The following is a 23101-nucleotide window of genomic DNA, read 5'->3' as shown; positions in this document are numbered from 1 at the left end:
ACAAACGATAAACATCGAAGACACTACCGCTCCAACCTTTACGGTGCCTGCAGAAGTGACTTTAGAGTGTGATCAAGATGTTACTGACCTAACATTAACTGGTGATGTGACCGACGAAGCGGATAACTGTGGAACTGCTGCTTTAGAAGCAACCTACACAGACGGAGCTTCAACTGCTGGAGCTTGTGCTAACGTGTCTTCTTTTATAAGAACTTGGACATTAGTTGATGCTTGTGGAAACGTTACTACGCAAACACAAACGATAAACATCGAAGACACTACCGCTCCAACCTTGGTATCGGAATTAGAAACCTCATTTACGGTCATCTGTTCAAATATTCCTGAAATTCCAAGTTTAGAATTTACCGATAACTGTTCAACAGAAGCAATTGAAGTAAGCTATAACGAAACAAATACCTTTACTGGTGACGGAAATGATTATGAAATAATTAGAGAATGGACAGCCACTGATGCCTGTGGAAATACTACAGTAATCACGCAAATTATATCTGTTATTAGTGAAAACTTTATCCACGAAGTAAGTCAAGAATTTTGTATTGGAGATGGCACTATTAACCTATTCGACTTTTTAGAATCAGGCACCGATTTAAACGGCACATGGATTAGTGAAGATAACACTGTTACTTTAGAATCTGATGGCAACTTTAATCCACTAGAATTGGAACTTGGTGAGTATATTTTCACTTACATAATTACTAACAATGGGTGTTTAGAAACTACAGAAGTCAGTGTTCGATTAAATGACGATTGTAGAGTATTACCATGTACTTCTGATTCCATAAAAATATCTAAAGCTGTAACACCAAACGGTGATCAATACAACCAATATTTTACAGTAAATGGCACTACCGATTGTAGTTTTGTTGTCGACGTCAAAATATTTAATCGCTACGGAGCAATTATATTTGAGGCTAATGATTATCAAAATGATTGGGCTGGGGATGCTCCTAACACCTCTGTTGGAAATAGCGATAAATTACCAAACGGTACCTATTATTACGTAGTAACTTTAAGAAATAGTGGATTAAAACCTATAACTGGACCTTTTTATATTGGAACAAAATAATTAATTTAAAAATGAAAGACTTAACTAAATATATTTTTGCGGTTGCTTTTATGTGCTTTTCGATTTCATTTGCACAACAACTACCACAATTCTCGCAATATATGTTTAATACGATCTCCATAAATCCAGCCTATGCTGGAAGTAGAGAAACTTTAAGCATTGTCGGCTTACATAGAAGTCAGTGGGTAGGTTTAGAAGGCGCACCATCAACACAAACCCTATCGATTCACACCCCATTGGAAAAAGAAAAAATGGGCCTTGGGATTTCTATTATAAATGACCAATTAGGGTATGAAAATTTTGTTTTCGCCTATGCAGACTTTTCGTATACCATACGACTTAACGAACGTACGGAATTGGCTTTTGGTTTAAAGGGCGGTTTTACGCATTATAATTTAGACACCGTGGGGTTTTTAGATCAAGAAGATATCTATTCTGATCCTTTTTTCGGAGATTTTAAAAACCGATGGAACCCTAATATAGGTGTGGGCTTGTTTTTAGATACCAACAAATGGTACCTTGGTTTATCTGCTCCTAGGATTCTTAATACCAACTACAATGAAAGCAAAAGAGATCCGAGTATCGATTATATAGCAGTAGAGCGCATTGGGTATTATTTGACTGGTGGATATGTTATTGATCTTAATGAAACCACGAAATTAAAGCCTTCATTTTTAGTAAAAGCGACCAACGGAGCTCCCCTTTCTATAGACGGAAACCTAAACTTTTTATTTTTTGAAAAACTGTGGTTAGGTGCCGGATATCGTTATAATAAGGAAACCACAACACTTGGCGCTCAGATCGACTTCCAAGTGTCTAAAGAGCTAAGAATAGGTTATACTTATGAACATTTCTTATCCGATTTAAGACCATATACAGGAGGGACTCACGAAATATTACTAATGTACGAGGTATTTAAACCGTCTCGTCGTATAAAATCACCGCGATACTTTTAATTAGAAATTATGAGAAACATATTAATTTTAATCCTAAGTTTTTTGGTGAGCACAATTATGAGTGCTCAAGTAAAACTTGCTGATAATTTTTTTAGAGATTACGCTTATAAACAAGCTACAGAACTGTATCTAGAGGCCGTTAAAAAAGGAGATAGTAGCGAGCATGTTCTCAGCCGCATTGGAGATTGCCATTACAATAACTCTAATGTAAAAGAGGCTCACTTTTGGTATGAAAAGGCAGTATCAAAATACGAAAAGCTTAATGCCGAATATATTTACAAATACATTCAAACCTTAAGAAGTCTTGGAGAGTACGAAAAAGCTCAAAAATGGACCGAAAATTATGCGTCAAGAAAAAGCGATGACAAGCGAATTAAAAATGATGCTGTTTTTGATGTAGCAATGTTTAAAGCTTTAGAAAGTACGGAAAAAGTTTATGTCGATTATAAAAACTTAGAACTGAATAGTGCCTATTCAGATTTTGGTGGATTTGAAAGTGAAAACATGTTTTATTTTTCTTCGACTAGACCGAAAGACTCTATTATTGATGAAAATAAATTATATCAATGGAATAAGGAACCTTTTTTAAATATCTATCAGGCAGAACTTAGTATTGATAATGCTAAAAAAAAGTTTTCTAATGTTAGTCTGTTAGCTTCAGACATCGTAAACTCTGATTTTCATGAAGCCTCTATAGCTATAACCAAGGATGGAAAAACCTTATACTTTACAAGAGATAATCTTAATAAAAGAAATAATAGAGCCAATTACGACAAAGAAGGGACTTCAAATTTAAGAGTATTTAAAGCTAATTTAGTTGATGGAAAGTGGACAAATCTTGAGGATTTACCGTTTAACAGTAAAGATTACTCGAACGGCTCCCCTGCCCTTAGTCCGGATAATAAAACATTATATTTTGTATCGGACAGGCCGGATGGATTTGGGCAAACAGACATTTACAAGGTCTCTATAAATTTAGATGGCACTTATGGTGAACCAAAAAATCTAGGCGCCAATATAAATACAGAAGGCAGAGAAAACTTTCCTTTTATAGCTAAAGATTCTACATTTTATTTTTCATCTGATACCAGAATTAATCTGGGACTTTTAGATATCTTTGAGTCAAATATTTTAAAAGCTAAGGGTACAGAGGTTGAAGTTAAAAATTTGGGAGCCCCTTTTAACAGTGGCTATGACGATTTTGCTTTTTTTATTGATTCGGAAACCAATACAGGATATTTTTCTTCAAATAGACCCGATGGTAAAGGCGGTGATGATATTTATGCCTTTGGAAAATTAGAATGCACACAAATTATTAGAGGCGTTACCAAAGATCTCATTACGCAAATGCCTTTAGCGCAAGTGACCGTAAAGTTAATGGATGGAACAGGTAAAGTAGTAGAATCTATAGTATCGGATGACAATGGTAAGTATGAATTTCTAGATATTTCATGTGATCACAAGTATATTATTCTAGGTGAAAAGGTAACTTATCGATCAGATAAAAGAGAGTTTACAACATCTATTATCAATGAAGAAGAAACTCAGATTGACCTCTTTTTAAGTCCGCTAATTATAGAAAATGAAATTGTAATTAACCCTATATTCTTCGACTTTAATAAATCTAATATCCGACCTGATGCTGCTTACGAATTGGAAAATATTGTCACAGTTATGAAGGAACATACTAAAATGATAATTAAAATTGAGTCACATACAGATAGCCGTGGTAGAGATAAATACAATTTAAAGTTATCGGACCGACGTGCGAAGTCCACAAAAGCTTATTTAATCTCTAGAGGTATCAGCCAAAATAGAATTGAAAGTGCTATTGGCTATGGTGAGTCACAATTAATCAATGATTGTGACGATAATACAAAATGTACTGAAGAAGAACATCAAAAAAATAGACGATCTAAGTTTATTATCACCGATGGTTACACAGCCGAGTAACACAAATTAGATAATTATATAAAAAGGGACGGTTTAAAACCATCCCTTTTCATAATATAGATCTACTAAGCATAGCTTATCAACTATAACTAACCTCGTGTGAATCACGCATTCATTGTTGCTAGATGAAGGCTAAAAAAAGAGTTGAATACTACTATTCAACTCTTTACTACAAAAATAATATTCGTATTTATTTTTTTATAAAAATATTGGTATAAAACCATTGACCTAAACTGTTTTGCTCGGCAGAAATTTCAAAGTTGGTAAAATCGCCTTCTATATTAGCGCGATGTCCGTCACTAGCAATCCAAGCCTTCACAACAGCTTCTGCATTAGTAAAGCCATAGGCTACATTCTCTCCAACGCGTAATGCTCCAGCGTGTTGTACTAAATAGTTCTCTCTAGAATAAAAATAATCATGAGAAATCTCGTTATCTTGAATCATGTATTCCGTATGACTATAGGCCTGACCTTTTACTAGTGGATTATCACTTAGGGTATTTAAACCTAAATTAATTCGGTGAGCATTAATCAACTCTAAAATTTCAATCTCAATGGTTTTAGAAGCTGGAATAGTTGCCGCAACTGGTACATCAAAATCCTCATCGGAATCAGAAGAACAAGCAGTAGAAAATGACAATAAAAGAACAAGACAAAGTAGGTTAATCAATCGATTCATAATGAGATATTTAAGATTAAGGGACTCAAATATAACATCGTCGTTTCTTAACAAGTGTTAATAAAATGTTAAAATCGATTAAAAACACGCATTTCGTCGGTTTTTTATGTCAATAATCGTTAAAATACAGAGAATGACGATTTATTCGGGTGTTTCAACGTGTGTTTATGCATTTCACCGGAGAAATCACAAATACAATTACACTTTTCACACTAAGGAGCTAATTGATTCTTAATCCACCCTGTATTTTCGTTGTATTCATAGGCGACACGATCGTGTAAACGGTTGGGTCTTCCTTGCCAAAACTCAATAGCTACTGGTTTTATAAGGTAGCCTCCCCAATAGTTTGGACGTTTTAGGGGTTTACCTTCATATTCCTTTTCTAAGCTTTCCAACTTATTTTGCAAAGCTTCTCTTGACTCTATTTTATGACTTTGGTTTGAGGCCATAGCACCAAGCTGGCTCCCTCTAGGTCGTGAATTAAAATAGATATCACTTTCACTTTCTGAAACTTTTTCGGCAACACCTTTAATAATCACTTGTCGCTCCGCCCCTTCCCAAAAAAAAGATAAACTAACCTTAGGGTTATTAGCAATTGCTTGACCTTTATCACTATCGTAATTCGTATAGAAAACAAAACCCTCTGAAGTAAACATTTTTAACAAGACAATTCTATTTTTTGGATAGCCGTCTAATCCAATGGTTGACAAGGTCATGGCATTAGCTTCCTGATCCGGAAAAGAGGCATCAACATCATTAAACCATTCTTTAAATAGTTCGATAGGATCATCTGGAGTGTTTTCGATAATGAGTTCGCTTTTAGTGTAGGCTTTTCTGTAGTGTCCTAAATCTTTTTTCATTCCTATGTATTTTATCTGTTCTGTTTGTGTGATCGGTTACAGATCGAAGACCTTTCCATCATCTGCTAATTCCACAGTATGAAAAATAGTCTCTGCTTCCGTTTTAAAGGCATTTAAATCTTCGTAACGCGTAGAATAATGCCCTAATATAAGTTTGCCAACTTGCGCTAGTTTGGCAATTTTAGCTGCTTCTATAGCTGTGCTATGCTTGGTTTTAGGCGCCAATTTTGCGTGTTTTTCTAAAAAAGTAGATTCATGATATAAAACACTGACGTCTTTAATAATAGGAACGACAGACTCATTGTAAGCCGTATCACTACAAAATGCATAACTTTTTGGTTCTGGACCTTTTAGAGTAACGCTCTCATTTTTTATAATTACCCCCTCTTCATTTACAACATCAAAACCTTGTTTAAGTTTCCGATAATACGCCACATCTATGTTTGCATTTAGCACCGCATTCATATCCAACTTGCGTTCTTTTTCTTTTTCTTTAAACAAAAAGCCATTAGTATACACGCGGTGGTCTAATGGAATAGTACGTACTTCAACTTTGTCATCTTCAAAAATAACTTCGGAAGACGTACTTGTTAACTCATGAAATATTAATTGGTAATTGGTCCATGATTTACTCAACTTTAATTGAAGTGTAATTATTTCTTTTAAACCTTTAGGACCATAAATATGAAGATCGGCTTCTCGAGTTAGTAATCTAAATGTAGAGATTAAACCCACTAGACCAAAAAAGTGATCACCGTGTAAGTGTGATATAAACACATGTTTAATGCGATTAAATTTTATTTTATGGCGTCTAAGTTCTACCTGAGTACCTTCTCCGCAATCGATTAAGAAAATATGATTATTAATTTCGAGAACTTGAGAAGTCGGATTTGTAAAGGTACGCGGCGTAGCACTATAACAGCCTAATATATTAAGTTGCATTATAATGTGAATTAGAGTTATTTAATGTGCTAAGTAAAAAGCACGAGTCACTACAGACCTAAATCGCGTTCCATTTCTTCCATTTCAATAATATCGAAAGCTTCTTTTACGGTAGGAACAACAACAATTTCTTCTGGTGTCTCATTAAGGTTAATTTTATCGGTTACCACAACAAAAGAAAGTTTGGCAGCACGATGCTTATTAGATAAACGTAAGAATTCTATAATATCTTGAACAGTGATAGCCCCTAGAACACTTAATTTAATAATAAGATTATCATTTTTAAATTTCGGGTATAAGGATTCTATTTTTTTTACTAACTCAACAACTGTTGCTTTTTCTTGAGTAATTATCGACGTGTTGTTTTCTTTATCTATAATCATAATATTATTGTTTTAATTTTGAAGCTAATAAATAAATCACTGCCATCCTAACGGCCACACCATTTTGTACTTGATCGAGTATAATAGCTTGTTTAGAATCGGCAACATCACTCGTAATTTCGACGCCACGGTTAATTGGACCTGGATGCATTATAGTAATTTCTTTATCTAAGGAATCTAAAAGCTCCTTATTAACTCCGAATTGTTGTGTGTATTCACGTGTTGACGGAAAGTAACTAATATCCATACGTTCGTTTTGTACGCGTAACATATTGGCTACATCGCACCATTGTAGGGCTTTGCGCAAATCGGTTTCTACGGTAACCCCCAGTTTCTCGATATACTTTGGTATTAGTGTTTTTGGTCCGCAAACCTTAACATTAGCCCCTTGTAATTTTAAAGCATAGATATTGGATAAGGCTACACGACTGTGTAAAATATCACCCACAATCACCACATTCTTACCGGCCACTTCACCCAGCTTTTCTCGTATAGAATACGAATCTAATAAGGCTTGTGTTGGGTGCTCATGAGCTCCATCACCAGCATTAATAATATTGGCCTTTATATGCTTAGAAAGAAAGACACTAGCTCCCGGGTTGGGATGTCTCATCACAACCATATCTACTTTCATAGATAGGATATTGTTTACCGTATCGATAAGTGTTTCTCCTTTTTTTACTGACGATTGTGCTGCCGAGAAGTTTATAACGTCTGCAGACAGTCGTTTTTCAGCCAGTTCGAAGGATAATTTGGTTCGTGTAGAATTCTCGAAAAATAAATTAGCAATGGTAATATCTCTAAGAGAAGGTACTTTTTTAATGGGCCTATTAATAACTTCTTTAAAGTGATCGGCGGTTTCAAAAATAAGTTGGACATCTTGTTTATTAAGATATTTTATACCTAGTAAGTGGTTAACACTTAATTCGCTCATTGTATTATTGTATTTCTGTAATTACTACTCTATTTATTTTTAAATGAAAAAAGGTGCTGATTAAATGACTTAGTTTTGCACTAAATACACACAATCTTCACCTTCATTTTCCATCCAATGTACTTTTACTTTCTCTTCGTTAATGGCATCTACTTGACGGCCGCGATAATCGGGCTGAATGGGTAGATGGCGACTAAAGCGTCTGTCGATTAAGGTTAACAATTCAATATCATCTGGTCTCCCAAAAGACTGAATAGCTGTTAATGCCGAACGGATACTTCGCCCTGTAAACAGGACATCGTCTATAAAAACCACTTTTTTATTTTCTATTTCAAAATCGATTTCTGTAGAGTTTGCTGCTAGTGTTTTATCACCGCGTCTAAAGTCATCTCTATAGAAGGTAATATCTAAGAGTCCCAGCTTTAAATCTTTAATTTTATAGTCTGTTTTTAGCACTTCTGCCAAGCGGTTTGCTAAAAAGGAGCCTCTAGGTTGAATACCGATTAAAACGGTATTAGAAAAGTCATTATGGTTTTCTATTAATTGACAAGCCAATCTATGAAGTATAATATTAATGGCTGTGGCGTTAAGTAGCACTTTCTGACTCATAATAGGATTTCATCGTGTTTGTTTAACAAAGTTAATGTAAAAAATTAAGAGTTTAAAGATAAAGTTACGCATAAAAAAAGCCTTTCATTTCTGAAAGGCTTTTAAATTTATAATGAGTGGTAATTCTTATTTACCGTCCATTTTATCTTTAAGCGCTTGTAAAGCATCGTTAGCATCACCTAAAGTTGGTTTAGATTCTGCAGCTTGAGTTGCTTGTTTTTCAACAGCAGCTTTTACATTTGCCATTTCTTCAGCTTTAAAAATTGCAGTATGCGAAGCTACTACTCTTTTAAATTCTTTGTTAAATTCAATAATTTTGAATTCAGCTGAATCTCCTTTTCCTAATTTAGAACCGTCTTCTTTTTCAAGGTGACGAGAAGGAACGAAAGCAACGATATCTTCGTTAAATTCGATAGTTGCACCTTTATCTACAACCTCAGCAATTTCTGCTGTATGTGTTGTTCCTAAAGCGAACTCAGTTTCGTATTTATCCCAAGGGTTAGTTGTTGTTTGTTTGTGACCTAAAGATAATTTACGTCCTTCAACATCTAACTCAAGTACGACTACGTCTAACTTGTCTCCAACTGCACAGAACTCAGATGGGTGCTTGATTTTCTTAGTCCAAGATAAATCAGAGATATAAATTAATCCGTCGATACCTTCTTCTAATTCAACAAAAACACCAAAGTTTGTAAAGTTACGTACAATACCGTTGTGCTTAGAGCCTACTGGGTATTTAGATGTAATGTCTGTCCATGGATCTTGCGATAATTGCTTGATACCTAATGACATTTTACGATCTTCTCTATCTAAAGTTAAGATTTGAGCTTCGATTTCATCTCCTACAGATACGAAATCGTTAGCAGAACGTAAGTGCGTAGACCAAGACATTTCTGAAACGTGAACTAAACCTTCAACACCTTCAGCAACTTCGATAAATGCACCGTAATCAGCGATTACAACTACTTTACCTTTTACTTTGTCTCCTACTTTAACGTCTTCACCTAAAGCATCCCATGGGTGCTTAGATAATTGCTTAAGACCTAATTGGATTCTAGATTTGTTTTCATCAAAATCAAGAATTACAACATTTAATTTCTGATCTAACTCAACAATCTCATTTGGATGGTTAATTCTAGACCAAGATAAATCTGTAATGTGAACTAATCCGTCAACACCTCCAAGATCGATGAATACACCGTAAGAAGTAATGTTTTTAACAACACCTTCTAATACTTGACCTTTTTCTAATTGACCGATGATTTCTTTTTTCTGTACTTCAATATCCGCTTCAATAAGAGCTTTATGAGATACTACTACGTTTTTGAATTCGTGGTTGATTTTCACAACTTTAAATTCCATAGTTTTGTTTACATACTGATCGTAATCTCTAATTGGCTTAACGTCAATTTGAGAACCTGGTAAGAATGCTTCGATTCCGAAAACATCTACAATCATACCTCCTTTAGTTCTACATTTTACGAAACCATTAACGATTTCTCCAGTTTCGTGTGCATTGTTAACACGATCCCAAGCCTTGATAACACGAGCTTTTCTGTGAGATAATACTAATTGTCCAGTTGCGTCTTCACGAACATCGATTAATACTTCTACTTCATCACCTACTGCTAAATTAGGGTTGTAACGGAATTCGTTTAATGAGATAACACCTTCAGACTTAGCGTTGATGTCGATAATAGCATCACGATCAGAGATGTGAACTACTTTACCTGTTACAACTTCGTCATCTAATGTGTCTACGAAATTTTCTGATACTAATTTTTCAAATTCTTTTAACTGAGAATCTTCAACCTCATCAATACCTTCTTGGTAGTTGTGCCAGTTAAAGTCAGCTAAGAATTTTTCAGGATTTGCTTGTGCTTCAGAGATTACTGGAGCGTCGTTTGTTGTCGCGTTTTTTGCTTCAACTTCTGCTTGTTTTGCTTTGTCAGCCATTGCAGATAAGTTTTTGTATTCTGTAAGTTTAGGAGGATTTAAACGATTAACATACAGAAGTGTTAAATTATGTTTGTTTTATAGTCCCTTTTCTCGCTCCTATAAGCCGTTAAAAAGGAGTGCAAAAATAATACTTTTTATTAATACTACCTAATCCCATTAAATATTTTTTAAACATCTGATTATAAATTAAATAAATAAGATCATTAACGTCATTTGTATTAAGGTTTTTTCTATCTTTAGTAGATTAACAATTAAACAAGAGAAAATGGCTGTAAAAGCGAAATACCAAGAGGTATTAAATTTAGGAGAACAATTAAATATTAAGAATGGTGATGTATCAGAAAACAATGGCGTTTTACACGTTAAAGGAACTGCCGCAACACAATACGAGAAAAATCTACTTTGGGATAAAATTAAATTAGCTGGTGGTGAAAACCCTAGTGATATTGTAGCAGACATAAAAGTTGAAGACACTAGTGTTTACCATAGACATACCGTAAAAAGCGGTGAGACCTTGGGTAAAATTGCAAAACAGTATTACAACAATCCAGCGAAATACCAAGTTATATTTAAAGCCAATTCAGATATTTTAAAGAACCCAGATATTATTCACCCCGATCAAGAATTAATAATTCCAAATTTGTAGGAGTTTAATAGCACCTTTAAAGCGACCTTTTAAATTTATTTATGGTTTGCTTTTCACAAAAAAGCCTTACTAGAAATAGTAAGGCTTTTTACTTATAGTAGTATACTAATTCTTAATTTGAAAACTTAGTATTTACCAATTCTAATACCTTTTTAAACTGCGATTCTAAATCCAAGTCAGAATTATCAATTTCTATAGCATCATCAGCTTTTCGCAATGGTGAGTCTTCGCGATGAGAATCCACATAATCACGGTCTTCAACATTTTTTAAGACCTCTTCAAAAGATACTTTATCTCCACGATTTATAAGCTCATCAAAACGTCTTTGCGCTCGCTTATCGGCCGAGGCAATCATAAACAATTTTAATTCAGCATCCGGAAAAACTACAGTTCCAATATCACGACCATCCATAACCACGCCTTTATCCTTCCCCATTTGTTGTTGCTGCTTTACCAGTTGCGAACGCACTTCTGAAACTGCTGCCACTTGACTCACAAATTGAGACACCTCTAAAGTTCTAATCTCCTTTTCTATATTCACACCATTTAAGTACACTTCTGCAAAACCCGCAGTTTCGTTAAACTTAAAACTAATGGTTATGTTATCTAAAGCAGCTATAAGTTTATCGACATTAAAATGATCCTTATCAATAAATCCTTGCTGCATAGCGAATAAGGTTACCGCGCGATACATGGCGCCAGTATCGACATAAATATACCCTAAATGCTTAGCTAATTGTTTTGCAACCGTGCTTTTTCCGGTAGAAGAAAAACCGTCTATGGCTATCGTGATTTTTTTCAATTGAATGTGTTTTAGTGGCAAAAATAAGGATTATTATACGCTTTCAAATGGATTTATTGTAAATCTATATGCAGACCAAAAAGGTTAGAGTTTCCTGCTGCCGTGTATTTGGCGTGTGTATAACTGAATCTTAACTTGTTAATCTTAACAGCGAACCCTGCCGACAAGCCTGAGAAATTACGTTGCTCGACTATTCTTAGTTCTTCTGCACGTCTAAAATTATACCCTAAACGGATATTAAATCCTTTATCAGGAAACAACTCTGCCCCCAATACAGTATGGCGTACCACGTTTGATAAAAACCCAACTTTCTCCGCTTTTTGATTGCCTTCCAAATCGGTAGTCGATCTTGCGGGGTTAGGCAAACCTATAGGCCACTGTTGTAAATTTTCGAAGGTAATATGCCAACGCAATGGAATATGCTCTAGCGTTTGAGATAGACCTATAGCAACATCTAAAGGCAACGATTCGTAGTGTTCGTGGTAGGCTGTTATTTGAGTCCCCAGATTCCGTACCACCAAGGTCGCTTGAAATTCTAATTGCTCATCTACATACAGCAACCCTAAGTCGGTTGCTATTCCAAACGAATTGTATTGTTCTAAACTGGAGGTTATAAACTTCAGATTTGCGCCAAAATAAAAATCCGAATAGCCTAATTGAACGGCATATCCTGCCGATAATGCCGCTTCCGATCCCGAGAAGGAGCCTGTAGCATTTCCATTTTCATCATAACCATCAAAAGACCCATAATTCACATAGGTCGCTCCAACATGAATGGTTTGTGTTCTGCGGTCTAAAGTATAAGCGTAGGCTATAGATCCGTAAGATACATCGCCTAAATAATTGGTGTAATTTAGCGCCAACTGATTATCCATAGCGTCATTAATGGTCGCCGGATTATACAAGGCTTGAGTCACATCATAATCGACATTAGTAAGTGCTTTCCCTCCCAAGGCTGCTTGACGTGGTGAAGACACTAAATTCAAAAATTGGTACGTCGATTGCCCTCCTAATTGTGCGAAACACAAGGCGCTTGAAAACAAACATAAAAGAGGCAAATATTTTTTTAGCATAAAGCTGCAAAGTAACTAAATCTATTTTAAAACGCCTACAACTCCTTTTTATTTTTGAAGGCCTTATTTTAATCCGTTTATCATTATTATTCCTGGGGGTCCATCTTTGTTTTAGAGTTGCTCATCCCGCTTTTAGTTCGTGCTGTTAGTCCATAAAAAAACCATAAACCGATGCTCACATCTGTTTATGGTTTTTCGTGTTATAACTGACTATATACGTCGCGCTAATTACAGTGCTTTCGGGTTCTTAACCTTTTGCTTTGTCAGCGCTAATTTTAAAACATCTTTCATATCGGTAACATAATGAAAGGTCAGTCCTTTTACATACTCAGGTTTTATCTCTTCGATATCACGGCGGTTTTCCTCGCACAATAAAATCTCTTTAATTCTCGCACGTTTAGCAGCAAGAATCTTTTCTTTAATTCCTCCTACTGGTAACACTTTACCTCTTAGTGTTATCTCTCCGGTCATAGCCAAGCTTTTCTTAACTTTACGTTGAGTAAATAAAGACACTAACGAGGTTAACATTGTCACCCCTGCACTCGGTCCGTCTTTAGGCGTTGCCCCTTCTGGCACGTGGATATGCACATTATACTTATCAAATATATCTGGGTTAATACCAAACTCATCAGCATTAGCCTTTATATACTCCATGGCAATCGTTGCCGATTCCTTCATGACTTTACCTAGGTTTCCAGTAATAGAAAGTGTCCCTTTACCTTTAGATAAAATTGATTCTATAAATAAGATATCACCACCAACACTAGTCCATGCTAATCCTGTTACCACACCAGCAACCTCGTTGTTTTCGTATTTATCGCGTTCCAATTTCGGACTCCCCAATATCTCAATAACGTCTTCGTTAGATACTTTTACGTTATACTCTTCTTCCATAGCGATTTTCATCGCTGCGTAGCGCACCATTTTAGCCACTTGCTTTTCTAAACCACGAACACCCGATTCTCTAGTATAACCTTCAACAATTTTCTCTAATTGTGGTTTCCCTATTTTTAAATGCTCGTCTTTTAATCCGTGCTCTTTTAATTGCTTTGGTAATAAATGACGTTTAGCGATTTCTACTTTTTCTTCAATCGTATAACCGGTAACGTTTATAATCTCCATACGGTCGCGCAATGCGGGCTGTATACTACCAAGGCTATTTGATGTTGCAATAAACATCACCTTCGACAGGTCGAACCCTAATTCCAAGAAGTTATCGTGGAATTCGCTGTTTTGTTCTGGATCTAAAACCTCTAGCAATGCAGAAGACGGATCTCCTTGATGTGAATTCGCTAATTTATCAATCTCATCCAATACAAAAACAGGATTAGACGTCCCCGCTTTTTTAAGATGTTGCAAGATACGACCAGGCATCGCACCAATATACGTTTTTCTATGTCCGCGAATCTCAGCCTCGTCACGTAAACCACCTAAAGACATACGCACGTACTCACGCCCTAAAGCTTCAGCAATAGATTTCCCTAAAGAGGTTTTACCAACTCCTGGAGGTCCGTACAAGCATAAAATTGGCGATTTCATATCGTTACGCAATTTTAAAACTGCAAGGTATTCTATAATACGTTTCTTAACATCGTCTAAACCATAGTGGTCGCGATCTAATATTTTTTTAGCACGTTTTAAATCAAATTTATCCTTACTAAACTCGTTCCATGGCAAGTCTAAAAATAGCTCTAAATAGTTACGTTGTATAGAATACTCCGCCACCTGAGGATTCATACGTTGCATTTTTTTAATCTCTTTATCAAAGTGACTAGCAACGTCGTCGTTCCATTTTTTTGTTTTAGCACGTTCTTGCATTTCCTCAATCTCCTGCTCATTATTACTACCCAACTCTTCTTGGATCGTTTTCATTTGCTGGTGTAAGAAATACTCACGTTGCTGCTGATTCATATCACTTTGAACCTTTGACTGTATATCGTTACGTAACTCCAATTTCTGAAGCTCCATATTCATATATTTCAAGGTTTCTAAAGCGCGCTCTTTCAAATCATTTTTCTCTAATAAAGCTTGTTTATCCGACACTGATAAATTCATATTAGAAGACACGAAATTGATTAAAAACGAATCACTTTCAATGTTTTTAATAGCAAAAGAAGCTTCGCTAGGAATATTCGGGCTGTCTTTTATGATTTGTAAAGCCAGTTCTTTAATCGACTCTACGATCGCTTCAAACTCTTTATTCTGAAGCGCTGGTTTAGCCTCCGGCACCTCGCGAATCGTAGCATTCATGTATGGCTCTTCGGTAATTACCTCAGCAATACCAAAACGTTTTTTACCCTGAATAATAACCGTGGTATTACCATCGGGCATTTTTAAAACTTTTAAAATACGTGCAACCGTTCCTATCGCATTAACATCTCCTGCTTTAGGATCTTCGACAGACTCGTCTTTTTGAGAAACTACACCTATCACCTTGCTCCCGTTATTAGCATCGTTAATAAGTTTAATAGACTTATCTCTACCTGCCGTAATAGGAATAACAACACCAGGAAATAACACGGTATTTCTCAGTGATAATATTGGTAAGGTTTCTGGCAGCTCTTCGCTGTTTATTTTTTCTTCATCTTCAGGCGTCATTAAAGGAATTAGTTCTGAATTTTCATCAAAACCCTGTAATGACAAACTGTCAAGACTTATTAAATTAGATTTCTTCATATCGTATATTAGGTCATTATGTCACTTCAATTGAAGTTTCTATAATTTATATCGTTAATTGTTTTACTGAAACATTAATAATAGTGTTGATTTACAATAGTTTATAAACAAACACTATGCATTTCTCTTTTAAAAGTTCAATTAATATGCCGTTTTTATAAAACAGCCCTTTTTGAGGGTTTTCATCAAAAATTAAACTAACTTTTAATACTTTTTTAAAAAAGTGTAACACTAAGGTATTAACAGACTCTATATAGTAAGAATTATTTTTTTTGACACTAACCAAACAAAATACCGAAGCGCTTATAATACTCTGTAAAGCAAAAAACCAATATGCGCAATTGGAGCTATACAACAGGTATTATCATGCGATGTATAATACGGCATTGCGAATTGTTAAAGACAGTTACCATGCCGAAGACATTATGCAGGATGCTTTTTTGCTCGCATTCACCAAATTGGGGACATTAAACGACCATAATATGTTTGGGCCTTGGTTAAAGCGGATTGTAATAAATAAAAGCATTCATTATTTTAATAAATCAAAAAAAGAGCTGACGCAACCTTTAGATGATGTGCTTTACAAATTAGAGGATCACGATGGGATAACTAGTGATTACGACGACACCAATTTTCGAGTCCAACAAATCATAGAGGTTATGGACACTTTAAAGGATAATTACCGAATTGCGCTCTCATTGCATTTAATTGAAGGTTATGACTATGAAGAAATCAGCCAAATAATGACGCTATCTTACGCTAATTGTAGAACAATAATTTCTAGAGCCAAAGACAGTTTACGAAATAAAATACAAGATTTATAATATCACTATAATGAAAAACGACACTATAGACACCCTTTTTAAGCACCAAGATTTTGATATGGCCACACCACCTAGTGGGCATCAAGCACGGTTTTTAAAAAAATTAGAATCACAACATCAGGGTGGCGGATTCTCGGAAAGCACCTCTCGCCGTGAGTTGTGGAAACCACTAGCAGCAATTGCTGCAACGGTAGTACTTCTTATCGCATTAACCTTTACTTTAAAACCAACACCAGCGGTAAATGATTTGGCCAATGTATCTCCGGAATTAGCGAACACTCAAAGCTTTTTCACTTCTGTAATTAATGAAAAACTAAATACTATAAACAACGAAAAATCGCCAGAAACAACCCTGTTAATAAAAGACGCCATGCTACAAATGGAGAGTCTTGAAAAAGAATACAAGCAATTAAAAATAGATTTAACAGAAAGCGGAAACGACAAGCGCGTAATTCACGCTATGATTAATAACTTTTGGAACCGCATTAATTTATTAAAAGAAGTTGTTGCGACTATAGAAAGCTTAAAAACTACAAAATACAATACAGATGAAATTACCTTATAACCTTACTCTCTTACTATTGGTGATTCCTTTCGCGATGCTTGCACATACAGACCAAGGTCGCTATAAAAAGGAAAAGACCATAACCAAAACCTATTCTGTAAACGAGCAGGCAACCTTAAAGGTTGACAATAGTTATGGAAACTTAAATGTGGTGACTTGGGATAAAAACCGGATTGAGTTTGAAATCACGATCATAACCACTGGAGATGACGAAAATAAAGTCCAAGAAAAACTTGATGGCATCACCGTACAATTTAGTGCTACGGACGATTATGTGTCGGCTATTACCAAGTTTAATAGAGAGCAATCGCGCTCGTGGTGGAAATGGGGCGCTAACAATTCGGTAAACATGAAAGTGAACTACCTTATTAAAATGCCTATGACCAATAATGTCGATTTCTCTAATGATTACGGTACCATAAACCTAGGAAAACTTCTTGGTAGTGCCACTTTAAATTGTGATTACGGAAAAATCATCACTAAAGAGCTACTATCAGACAACAACAGTATCACCTTTGATTATTCTAACAACTGCTATTTTGAATACATTAAGGGCGGAAAGATTAATGCGGATTACAGTGATTTTACCATCTCTAAAACCAATCAGATAGCTATTGTTGCCGACTATACCAAATCGACTATAGACATTGCTGAGGACGTGACTTACAATTGTGATTATGGTGGCATTACTATTGGTAAAGCCAATAACGTGTCTGGCGATGGGGATTATCTAACGGTTAAGTTAGGGGACATTTACAAAAATGTGTCTATTGTTGCCGATTACGGTTCTATAATCATCAACAAAATGACTAAAAACGCAGGCTCGGTAAAAATAGACTCCGATTATGTAGGTATTAAAATTGGTTACGATCCGGAGTATGCGTTTAGCTTTAATCTTGAATTGGATTATGGAAGCCTCAAGGCTATGGACAATGCGCTTCAGTTTAGTAAAAAGCGAGACGACTCGCCTTCCAAATACTACACCGGATTTCATTTAAGAGAAAACAGCGGGAATCATATCCGTATCAATTCAGACTATGGTAGTGTGACTTTAAACAGGCAGTAAACCACGATTTTATAATCAACAATGCATTAATCAATATATTAAAATCAAAACACATCGACGTATTATGAAAACACTATTCACACTAGTAGTCGCGGTATTATGTATATCGACTACACAGGCCCAATGGGGCACCAAAACAATAAAAGGCAATGGCACGATGGCCACTATTACGCGAAGCACCTCTAACTATGACGGCATTAGATGTGCGGGATCTTGGGACTTTATATTAGTTAAAGGTAAGGAAGGCACTATTACTATTGAAGGCGAAGAAAACCTATTGGAATATATTATTACCGAGGTTAATGGTAACGATCTTATTATTAAAACCGAAAATAATGTAAATTTAAAAACGAGTTATAATAAAACGATTACCATTACGATTCCTTTTGAATCTATAGATAAAGTAGCTCTTTCAGGGTCTGGAAATGTAACAAGCACGCATACTATTAGAAGCAAAGCCTTTGAAACCAAACTATCGGGATCTGGAGATATTGTTTTAGATGTTGAAACTAGCGACCTTGAAGCAACGGTTACAGGTTCGGGAGACGTTACCTTATCGGGGCGTACCATTACATTTGAAGCCTCGGTAACCGGCTCTGGAGATATTCACGCTTACAAGTTAAACGCCTCTAATGCCGATGTAAAGGTAACAGGTTCTGGAGACCTTGAGTTGCATTGTACAAACAGTATTACTGCAAAAGTAACAGGATCGGGAAGTATTATTTACAAAGGAAACCCTAGCGCTAAAAATAATAAAGTCACGGGATCGGGAAGTATTAGCAGACACTAAGTAACTGACGATTGTATACTGAACTTATAAAACACAAAATAGCCTCTACGTTACGGTAGAGGCTTTTTTTATATCTTAATTTAAATAGGGTCTTAATTTAGGCTATAGGTATTTAATTCTAAAACAGAAACAGATTCCACACCATCGGCTTCATCGTTAGTAATGCTTACCGATTTAATGATTCCCACATCTAAAGCATAGTAAAGTTCTGACTCTGCAGTAATTACCTGAGAAGGAAATTCTGGACTGTAAGAGTTTAATAGCATCTCTACTTTTATCACATCGTTATAAGTAACTCCATTAACTTCTACTGAAACGCCTTTTTCTGCAATCTCAAAATTATATTCCAAGTTAGTAATCACCTCTGGCAATTCTGGCAAAGTAGGATCTAAAGCTGTAAAGCTTGTTGTTGTTTGCGCTGTAGACACCCACGTTGCCCCTACTTCTTCATAGTCTTTTAACACAATAATACTGTAACCGTTTTGGTTAAGCGTAAACATACCTCCTAAATAATCGGCTTGTAAATCACCAATAGTCATAATATAGTCCCCACCATTTTTTCTTGAGTAGGTTGTTAAATCAACACCTTCGAATTCCGCACCATCGGTAGCGGTTGTTGTAGGCATAAACTGCAGGTATCTAAACACTGAATTCCCTTGATAATTTACATTAGCATCAATTTCCATTTCGTAAGGGTCTTGCACTTCACTATCTACGGTATAATCGTATGTCCATACGTTATTTACCGCCATTGGCCAATAATCACCTGTCGATGGTCCTCCTGGAGGTCCTGAACCATCACCGAAAGTATTACCATCTATTTCACTATCTATTTCAAAATTATAATCTGGATCTAAAGGTTCGTTTTCACACGAAAAGGTTGTCATTAATAGCACAGAAAGTGTTAAAATGGTAAGGGATTTTAGTTTTTTCATCTATTTTTTTGGTTAATTGGTTTTTACAAACATACACAAATAAATTAAATTCACGGATTCCCTCTGGGCACACGAAACAATAAAATGATACCTATTAGAAAGAATACAAACAAGAACAATATCGAATTCCGCATACTTCCGGTAATCTGGTCTATCGTTCCATAAATAATCATTCCGATAACGATACCTATTTTTTCGGCCACATCATAAAAGCTAAAATAGGACGTGGTGTCTTTGGTTTCTGGTAAGAATTTAGAGTAGGTAGAACGTGCTAGCGATTGTATACCTCCCATTACTAGGCCCACTAAACCGGCAGCAATATAAAACTGGGCTGGGGTTTCCATAAAATACGCATAAAAACAGAGTCCCATCCATATTACATTAACGGCAATTAGGGTTTGGATATTACCAAATTTCGCTGATGCTCTTGAAGTTAAAACGGCACCGATAACGGCTACCACTTGAATGACTAATATACTTACGATTAAGCCCATGGTTTTCCCGTCTTCGGCCCATGCGATTTCCTCTTCGCCAAAATACACGGCGACTAGCATAATGGTTTGCACGGCCATACTAAATACAAAAAACGCCCCTAAGTAACGTTTTAAGCGCAGGTTTTGCTTTAGTTGCTGCCACACTTGCTTTAGTTCTTTAAATCCGTTAAACACAACCGAAGTCGACATTTTATTACCGTTAGAGGTTCCTTTAGGTAAGATATAAAAGGTGTACTGTGCAAAAACGACCCACCAAATCCCAACGGTTAAAAATGAATAGCGCATCATTTGCATTTTGGCTTCACCAGTTTCCTGGCTCATAACCATGGCCAAGTTTATAAGGAGTAATAAGACACTCCCAATATACCCCATCGAAAACCCTTTGGCACTAATTTTATCTTGTTGCTCTGGGAAGGCGATATCTGGCAAATAGGAATTGTAAAAAACCAAGCTTCCCCAATAGCCAATTAAGCCCATAAAATAAAACAGTAAACTGATATAAATATGTTCTAAGCTAAACCAATAGAGTCCGATACATCCGGCACCACCCACGTAGCAAAAAAACTTCATAAACGTTTTCTTATTCCCTACATAATCGGCAATCCCGGATAATAGTGGTGAGCTAAAAGCGACCACAAGAAAGGTAAATGCGGTAACAAAAGTAATAAGGGCAGTACTTTTAAATTCGAAACCAAAAGCAGAGACTTTTTTTAGCTCTTCAGCAAATAAAGCGGAATAAAAAATGGGAAAAATCGACGATGCGATGGTTAGGGTATATACCGAATTCGCCCAATCGTAAAAGGCCCAAGCGTTTAATAATTTCTTACTTCCTTTTTTTAAATCTGCCATAATAAAAAAGCCACTCGTTATTGGAGTGGCTTCGAAAATAAGTATTTCTATACTGTGATGTACAAAATATTTTTAAAATTTAGTGATTGGTCTAAAAGAAGTCACTCCAAATTTTTTAGCCTCTGCTTTAGCAGCTGGAGCTAATTGTGTTAATTCGTCAATACGTGTTTGGTTGGCTGGGTGGGTACTTAAAAACTCTGGTGGCGCTTGTCCACCACTAGCTTTTGCCATACGTCTCCATAAGTTTGCTGCCTCGTCTGGGTTGTAACCTGCAATCGCTGTAAGGTATAAACCTATTCTATCGGCTTCCGATTCGTGACCTCTACTAAAAGGTAACATCACCCCTACCTGACTACCAACACCGTAAGCTTGGTTAAAAATATTTCTTGATTTTTCATCTTGAATTGCAATGTTTCCTGCAACGGCTCCTACCTGTTGTAACATTCCGGCACTCATACGCTGTTGTCCGTGGTTTGCTAAAGCGTGGGCTACCTCATGCCCCATAATAGCGGCAATAGCCGCTTCGTTTTCGGCCACTGGTAAAATCCCAGTATAAAACACGATTTTCCCTCCTGGCATACACCACGCATTGACTTGCTCGTCATTCACCAATTTATACTCCCATTTATAATCGCTTAGGTACCCTTGATACCCGTTAGCATTTAACCAGCGTTCTGCCGCTACGGCAATACGTTGACCAACACGCGTAATCATTTCAGCATCTTTAGTACCTGTAATCACATTATGCTCTCCTAAAAACTGATTGTATTGTGCAAAAGAGGTAGGAAACAATTGTGAATTAGGCACTAATGCTAGGGTTTTACTCCCAGTAAAAGGATTTGTAGAACAGGATAAAAACAGCGCGACTGTTAATACCATTATTAATGTTGATTTAAATGTCATAGTTTTACTAGTTATTTTTTAGGTTATAAAATTACGTAAAGTTCGTTTTAAAAAGTACGAATTAAATACATCTATTTTATGCATTCTCTTAAAGTAAGCAAAATTTAGACCATTTAATTATGATATTCCTTTAAAGATATAAATAATTTAAGATAAAATTAAAAAGAATCTGTAATACAATCCTTATTATTACGACTATAAAGTGAAATTACTGATACGATGATAGCCTTAAAAAACACCCTTATTTTATTATTTTCCGTCTTTTTATTTCAGTGTGACGGAACTGCTCAGCAGAAAAAAGAAACAGAATCGTCGTTTAAAGTCACGAAATCGGATGCACAGTGGAAACAGGACTTATCTCCCCTAGCCTACAATGTTATGCGAAAGGCTGCCACAGAGCGCCCTTTTTCGAGTCCGCTAAACAAAGAAAACCGCAAGGGTACCTATAGTTGTGCGGCTTGTGACACCCCTTTATTTAAAGGGCAATACAAATTTGATTCCGGTACAGGATGGCCCAGTTTTGATCGCGAGATAAAAGGCAATGTTGCTTTTTCGGTAGATTATGAATTAGGACACACCCGTACCGAGGAGCATTGTGCTACTTGCGGCGGACATTTAGGCCATGTGTTTAATGATGGTCCTAGTGAAACCACAGGAAAAAGACATTGTGTAAACGGAGTTGCATTAAAATTTATCCCAGAACATGAATAATTATAAAGTTAATAAGACTGACGCCGAATGGAAAGCGCAGCTTACAGAAGAAGAGTACAGAATATTACGCGAAAAAGGTACCGAAAGGCCACACTCTGGCGAGTACAATTTGGTATTTGACGACGGCATATACCGCTGTGCTGGATGCGACCAACAGCTATTTGAAAGCAGTAGTAAATTTGATGCCCATTGCGGGTGGCCAAGTTTTGATGATGCTATACCTGGAAGTGTAAAAAATATTTTAGATAAAAGTCACGGTATGCTACGCACAGAAATCGTATGTTCTAACTGTGGGGGGCATTTAGGCCATGTGTTTAACGATGGTCCAACAGCCACTGGAACACGGTTTTGCGTAAATTCGGTAAGTGTTAGGTTAGATAAAAAATAATTTACTATTTTAGGAGT

The 23101-nt window shown here is 36.1% G+C and carries 23 protein-coding genes; 10 read left to right on the top strand and 13 right to left on the bottom strand.

From position 1 onward, the window contains the following. The 3 genes from BLV64_RS12845 to BLV64_RS12835 all read left to right on the top strand — a co-directional run. On the top strand, positions 1-1087 hold a 1087-nt coding region (locus tag BLV64_RS12845), incomplete at its 5' end, for a T9SS type B sorting domain-containing protein (RefSeq protein ID WP_143034173.1). An 11-nt stretch (positions 1088-1098) separates the two neighbouring features. After that, the gene (locus BLV64_RS12840; RefSeq protein WP_092136212.1) at positions 1099-2043 is read left to right on the top strand and encodes a PorP/SprF family type IX secretion system membrane protein; all 945 of its coding nucleotides are present in this window, start codon (positions 1099-1101) and stop codon (positions 2041-2043) included. A 9-nt stretch (positions 2044-2052) separates the two neighbouring features. After that, positions 2053-3996: an OmpA family protein gene (locus BLV64_RS12835; RefSeq protein WP_092136210.1), complete on the top strand. Its 1944-nt coding sequence runs from the start codon at positions 2053-2055 to the stop codon at positions 3994-3996. A gap of 190 nt (positions 3997-4186) precedes the next feature. Here the strand turns inward: BLV64_RS12835 and BLV64_RS12830 are convergent, their stop codons facing one another. From BLV64_RS12830 to rpsA, 7 genes are all read right to left on the bottom strand, one after another. Further along, entirely contained in the window at positions 4187-4675 is a 489-nt protein-coding gene (locus tag BLV64_RS12830) for a CAP domain-containing protein (RefSeq protein WP_092136208.1), read from the bottom strand. A 212-nt stretch (positions 4676-4887) separates the two neighbouring features. After that, positions 4888-5535 carry a pyridoxamine 5'-phosphate oxidase gene (pdxH, locus tag BLV64_RS12825; RefSeq protein ID WP_092136205.1) on the bottom strand — a complete coding sequence of 216 codons (648 nt, stop codon included), beginning with the start codon at positions 5533-5535 and terminating at the stop codon, positions 4888-4890. 36 nt (positions 5536-5571) lie between these two features. Further along, positions 5572-6477 (bottom strand): ribonuclease Z, encoded by a 906-nt coding sequence (locus BLV64_RS12820; RefSeq protein WP_092136203.1) that lies wholly within the window; start codon positions 6475-6477, stop codon positions 5572-5574. Between the two features lie 50 nt (positions 6478-6527). Then, complete coding sequence (locus BLV64_RS12815) at positions 6528-6860, bottom strand: ribonuclease Z (RefSeq protein WP_092136201.1); 333 nt, start codon at positions 6858-6860, stop codon at positions 6528-6530. 4 nt (positions 6861-6864) lie between these two features. Then, positions 6865-7794, bottom strand: coding sequence for an aspartate carbamoyltransferase catalytic subunit (locus tag BLV64_RS12810; RefSeq protein WP_092136199.1), 930 nt, complete (start codon positions 7792-7794; stop codon positions 6865-6867). Positions 7795-7863: 69 nt separating this feature from the next. After that, positions 7864-8403, bottom strand: coding sequence for a bifunctional pyr operon transcriptional regulator/uracil phosphoribosyltransferase PyrR (pyrR, locus tag BLV64_RS12805; protein WP_092136196.1), 540 nt, complete (start codon positions 8401-8403; stop codon positions 7864-7866). Positions 8404-8529: 126 nt separating this feature from the next. Then, on the bottom strand, positions 8530-10359 hold the full coding sequence (rpsA, locus tag BLV64_RS12800; RefSeq protein ID WP_092136194.1) for a 30S ribosomal protein S1: 1830 nt from the start codon (positions 10357-10359) through the stop codon (positions 8530-8532). Between the two features lie 268 nt (positions 10360-10627). On the opposite strand from rpsA, the gene BLV64_RS12795 reads away from it, so the two are divergent. Beyond that, positions 10628-11008, top strand: coding sequence for a LysM peptidoglycan-binding domain-containing protein (locus BLV64_RS12795; RefSeq protein WP_092136192.1), 381 nt, complete (start codon positions 10628-10630; stop codon positions 11006-11008). Between the two features lie 112 nt (positions 11009-11120). Here BLV64_RS12795 and cmk read toward each other — a convergent pair whose 3' ends face one another. The 3 genes from cmk to lon form a co-directional block, all read right to left on the bottom strand. Beyond that, entirely contained in the window at positions 11121-11810 is a 690-nt protein-coding gene (gene cmk, locus BLV64_RS12790) for a (d)CMP kinase (protein WP_092136190.1), read from the bottom strand. Positions 11811-11863: 53 nt separating this feature from the next. Then, the gene (gene porQ / locus BLV64_RS12785; protein ID WP_092136188.1) at positions 11864-12883 is read right to left on the bottom strand and encodes a type IX secretion system protein PorQ; all 1020 of its coding nucleotides are present in this window, start codon (positions 12881-12883) and stop codon (positions 11864-11866) included. Between the two features lie 228 nt (positions 12884-13111). Next, positions 13112-15559: an endopeptidase La gene (lon, locus tag BLV64_RS12780; protein ID WP_092136186.1), complete on the bottom strand. Its 2448-nt coding sequence runs from the start codon at positions 15557-15559 to the stop codon at positions 13112-13114. Between the two features lie 272 nt (positions 15560-15831). Here lon and BLV64_RS12770 point away from each other — a divergent pair, with 272 nt between their 5' ends. The 4 genes from BLV64_RS12770 (at position 15832) to BLV64_RS12755 (ending at position 18804) form a co-directional block, all read left to right on the top strand. Continuing rightward, a complete protein-coding gene (locus BLV64_RS12770; RefSeq protein ID WP_092136182.1) occupies positions 15832-16383 on the top strand; it encodes an RNA polymerase sigma factor in 552 nt (183 codons plus the stop codon). A 10-nt stretch (positions 16384-16393) separates the two neighbouring features. After that, on the top strand, positions 16394-16948 hold the full coding sequence (locus tag BLV64_RS12765; protein WP_092136180.1) for a hypothetical protein: 555 nt from the start codon (positions 16394-16396) through the stop codon (positions 16946-16948). Then, positions 16932-18014, top strand: a complete 1083-nt coding sequence (locus tag BLV64_RS12760; protein ID WP_177165334.1) for a DUF4097 family beta strand repeat-containing protein — start codon at positions 16932-16934, stop codon at positions 18012-18014. The genes BLV64_RS12765 and BLV64_RS12760 overlap by 17 nt, the downstream gene beginning before the upstream one ends. A 64-nt stretch (positions 18015-18078) precedes the next feature. After that, on the top strand, positions 18079-18804 hold the full coding sequence (locus tag BLV64_RS12755) for a head GIN domain-containing protein (protein WP_092136176.1): 726 nt from the start codon (positions 18079-18081) through the stop codon (positions 18802-18804). Positions 18805-18896: 92 nt separating this feature from the next. Here BLV64_RS12755 and BLV64_RS12750 read toward each other — a convergent pair whose 3' ends face one another. From BLV64_RS12750 to BLV64_RS12740, 3 genes are all read right to left on the bottom strand, one after another. Then, positions 18897-19739, bottom strand: coding sequence for a hypothetical protein (locus BLV64_RS12750; protein WP_092136174.1), 843 nt, complete (start codon positions 19737-19739; stop codon positions 18897-18899). A gap of 50 nt (positions 19740-19789) precedes the next feature. Beyond that, positions 19790-21082 (bottom strand): MFS transporter, encoded by a 1293-nt coding sequence (locus BLV64_RS12745; protein WP_092136172.1) that lies wholly within the window; start codon positions 21080-21082, stop codon positions 19790-19792. Between the two features lie 72 nt (positions 21083-21154). Next, on the bottom strand, positions 21155-21985 hold the full coding sequence (locus BLV64_RS12740) for a M48 family metallopeptidase (protein WP_092136170.1): 831 nt from the start codon (positions 21983-21985) through the stop codon (positions 21155-21157). A gap of 219 nt (positions 21986-22204) precedes the next feature. Here BLV64_RS12740 and msrB (BLV64_RS12735) point away from each other — a divergent pair, with 219 nt between their 5' ends. Continuing rightward, positions 22205-22696, top strand: a complete 492-nt coding sequence (gene msrB, locus BLV64_RS12735) for a peptide-methionine (R)-S-oxide reductase MsrB (RefSeq protein ID WP_092136168.1) — start codon at positions 22205-22207, stop codon at positions 22694-22696. Further along, complete coding sequence (msrB, locus tag BLV64_RS12730; protein ID WP_092136166.1) at positions 22689-23084, top strand: peptide-methionine (R)-S-oxide reductase MsrB; 396 nt, start codon at positions 22689-22691, stop codon at positions 23082-23084. The genes msrB (BLV64_RS12735) and msrB (BLV64_RS12730) overlap by 8 nt, the downstream gene beginning before the upstream one ends. Positions 23085-23101 lie beyond the last annotated feature (17 nt).

The organism is Bizionia paragorgiae (genome assembly GCF_900107625.1).
GTDB lineage: Bacteria > Bacteroidota > Bacteroidia > Flavobacteriales > Flavobacteriaceae > Bizionia > Bizionia paragorgiae.
The sequence above is the reverse complement of the archived record's forward strand: the minus strand, read 5'-3'. Positions and strand labels throughout refer to the sequence as shown.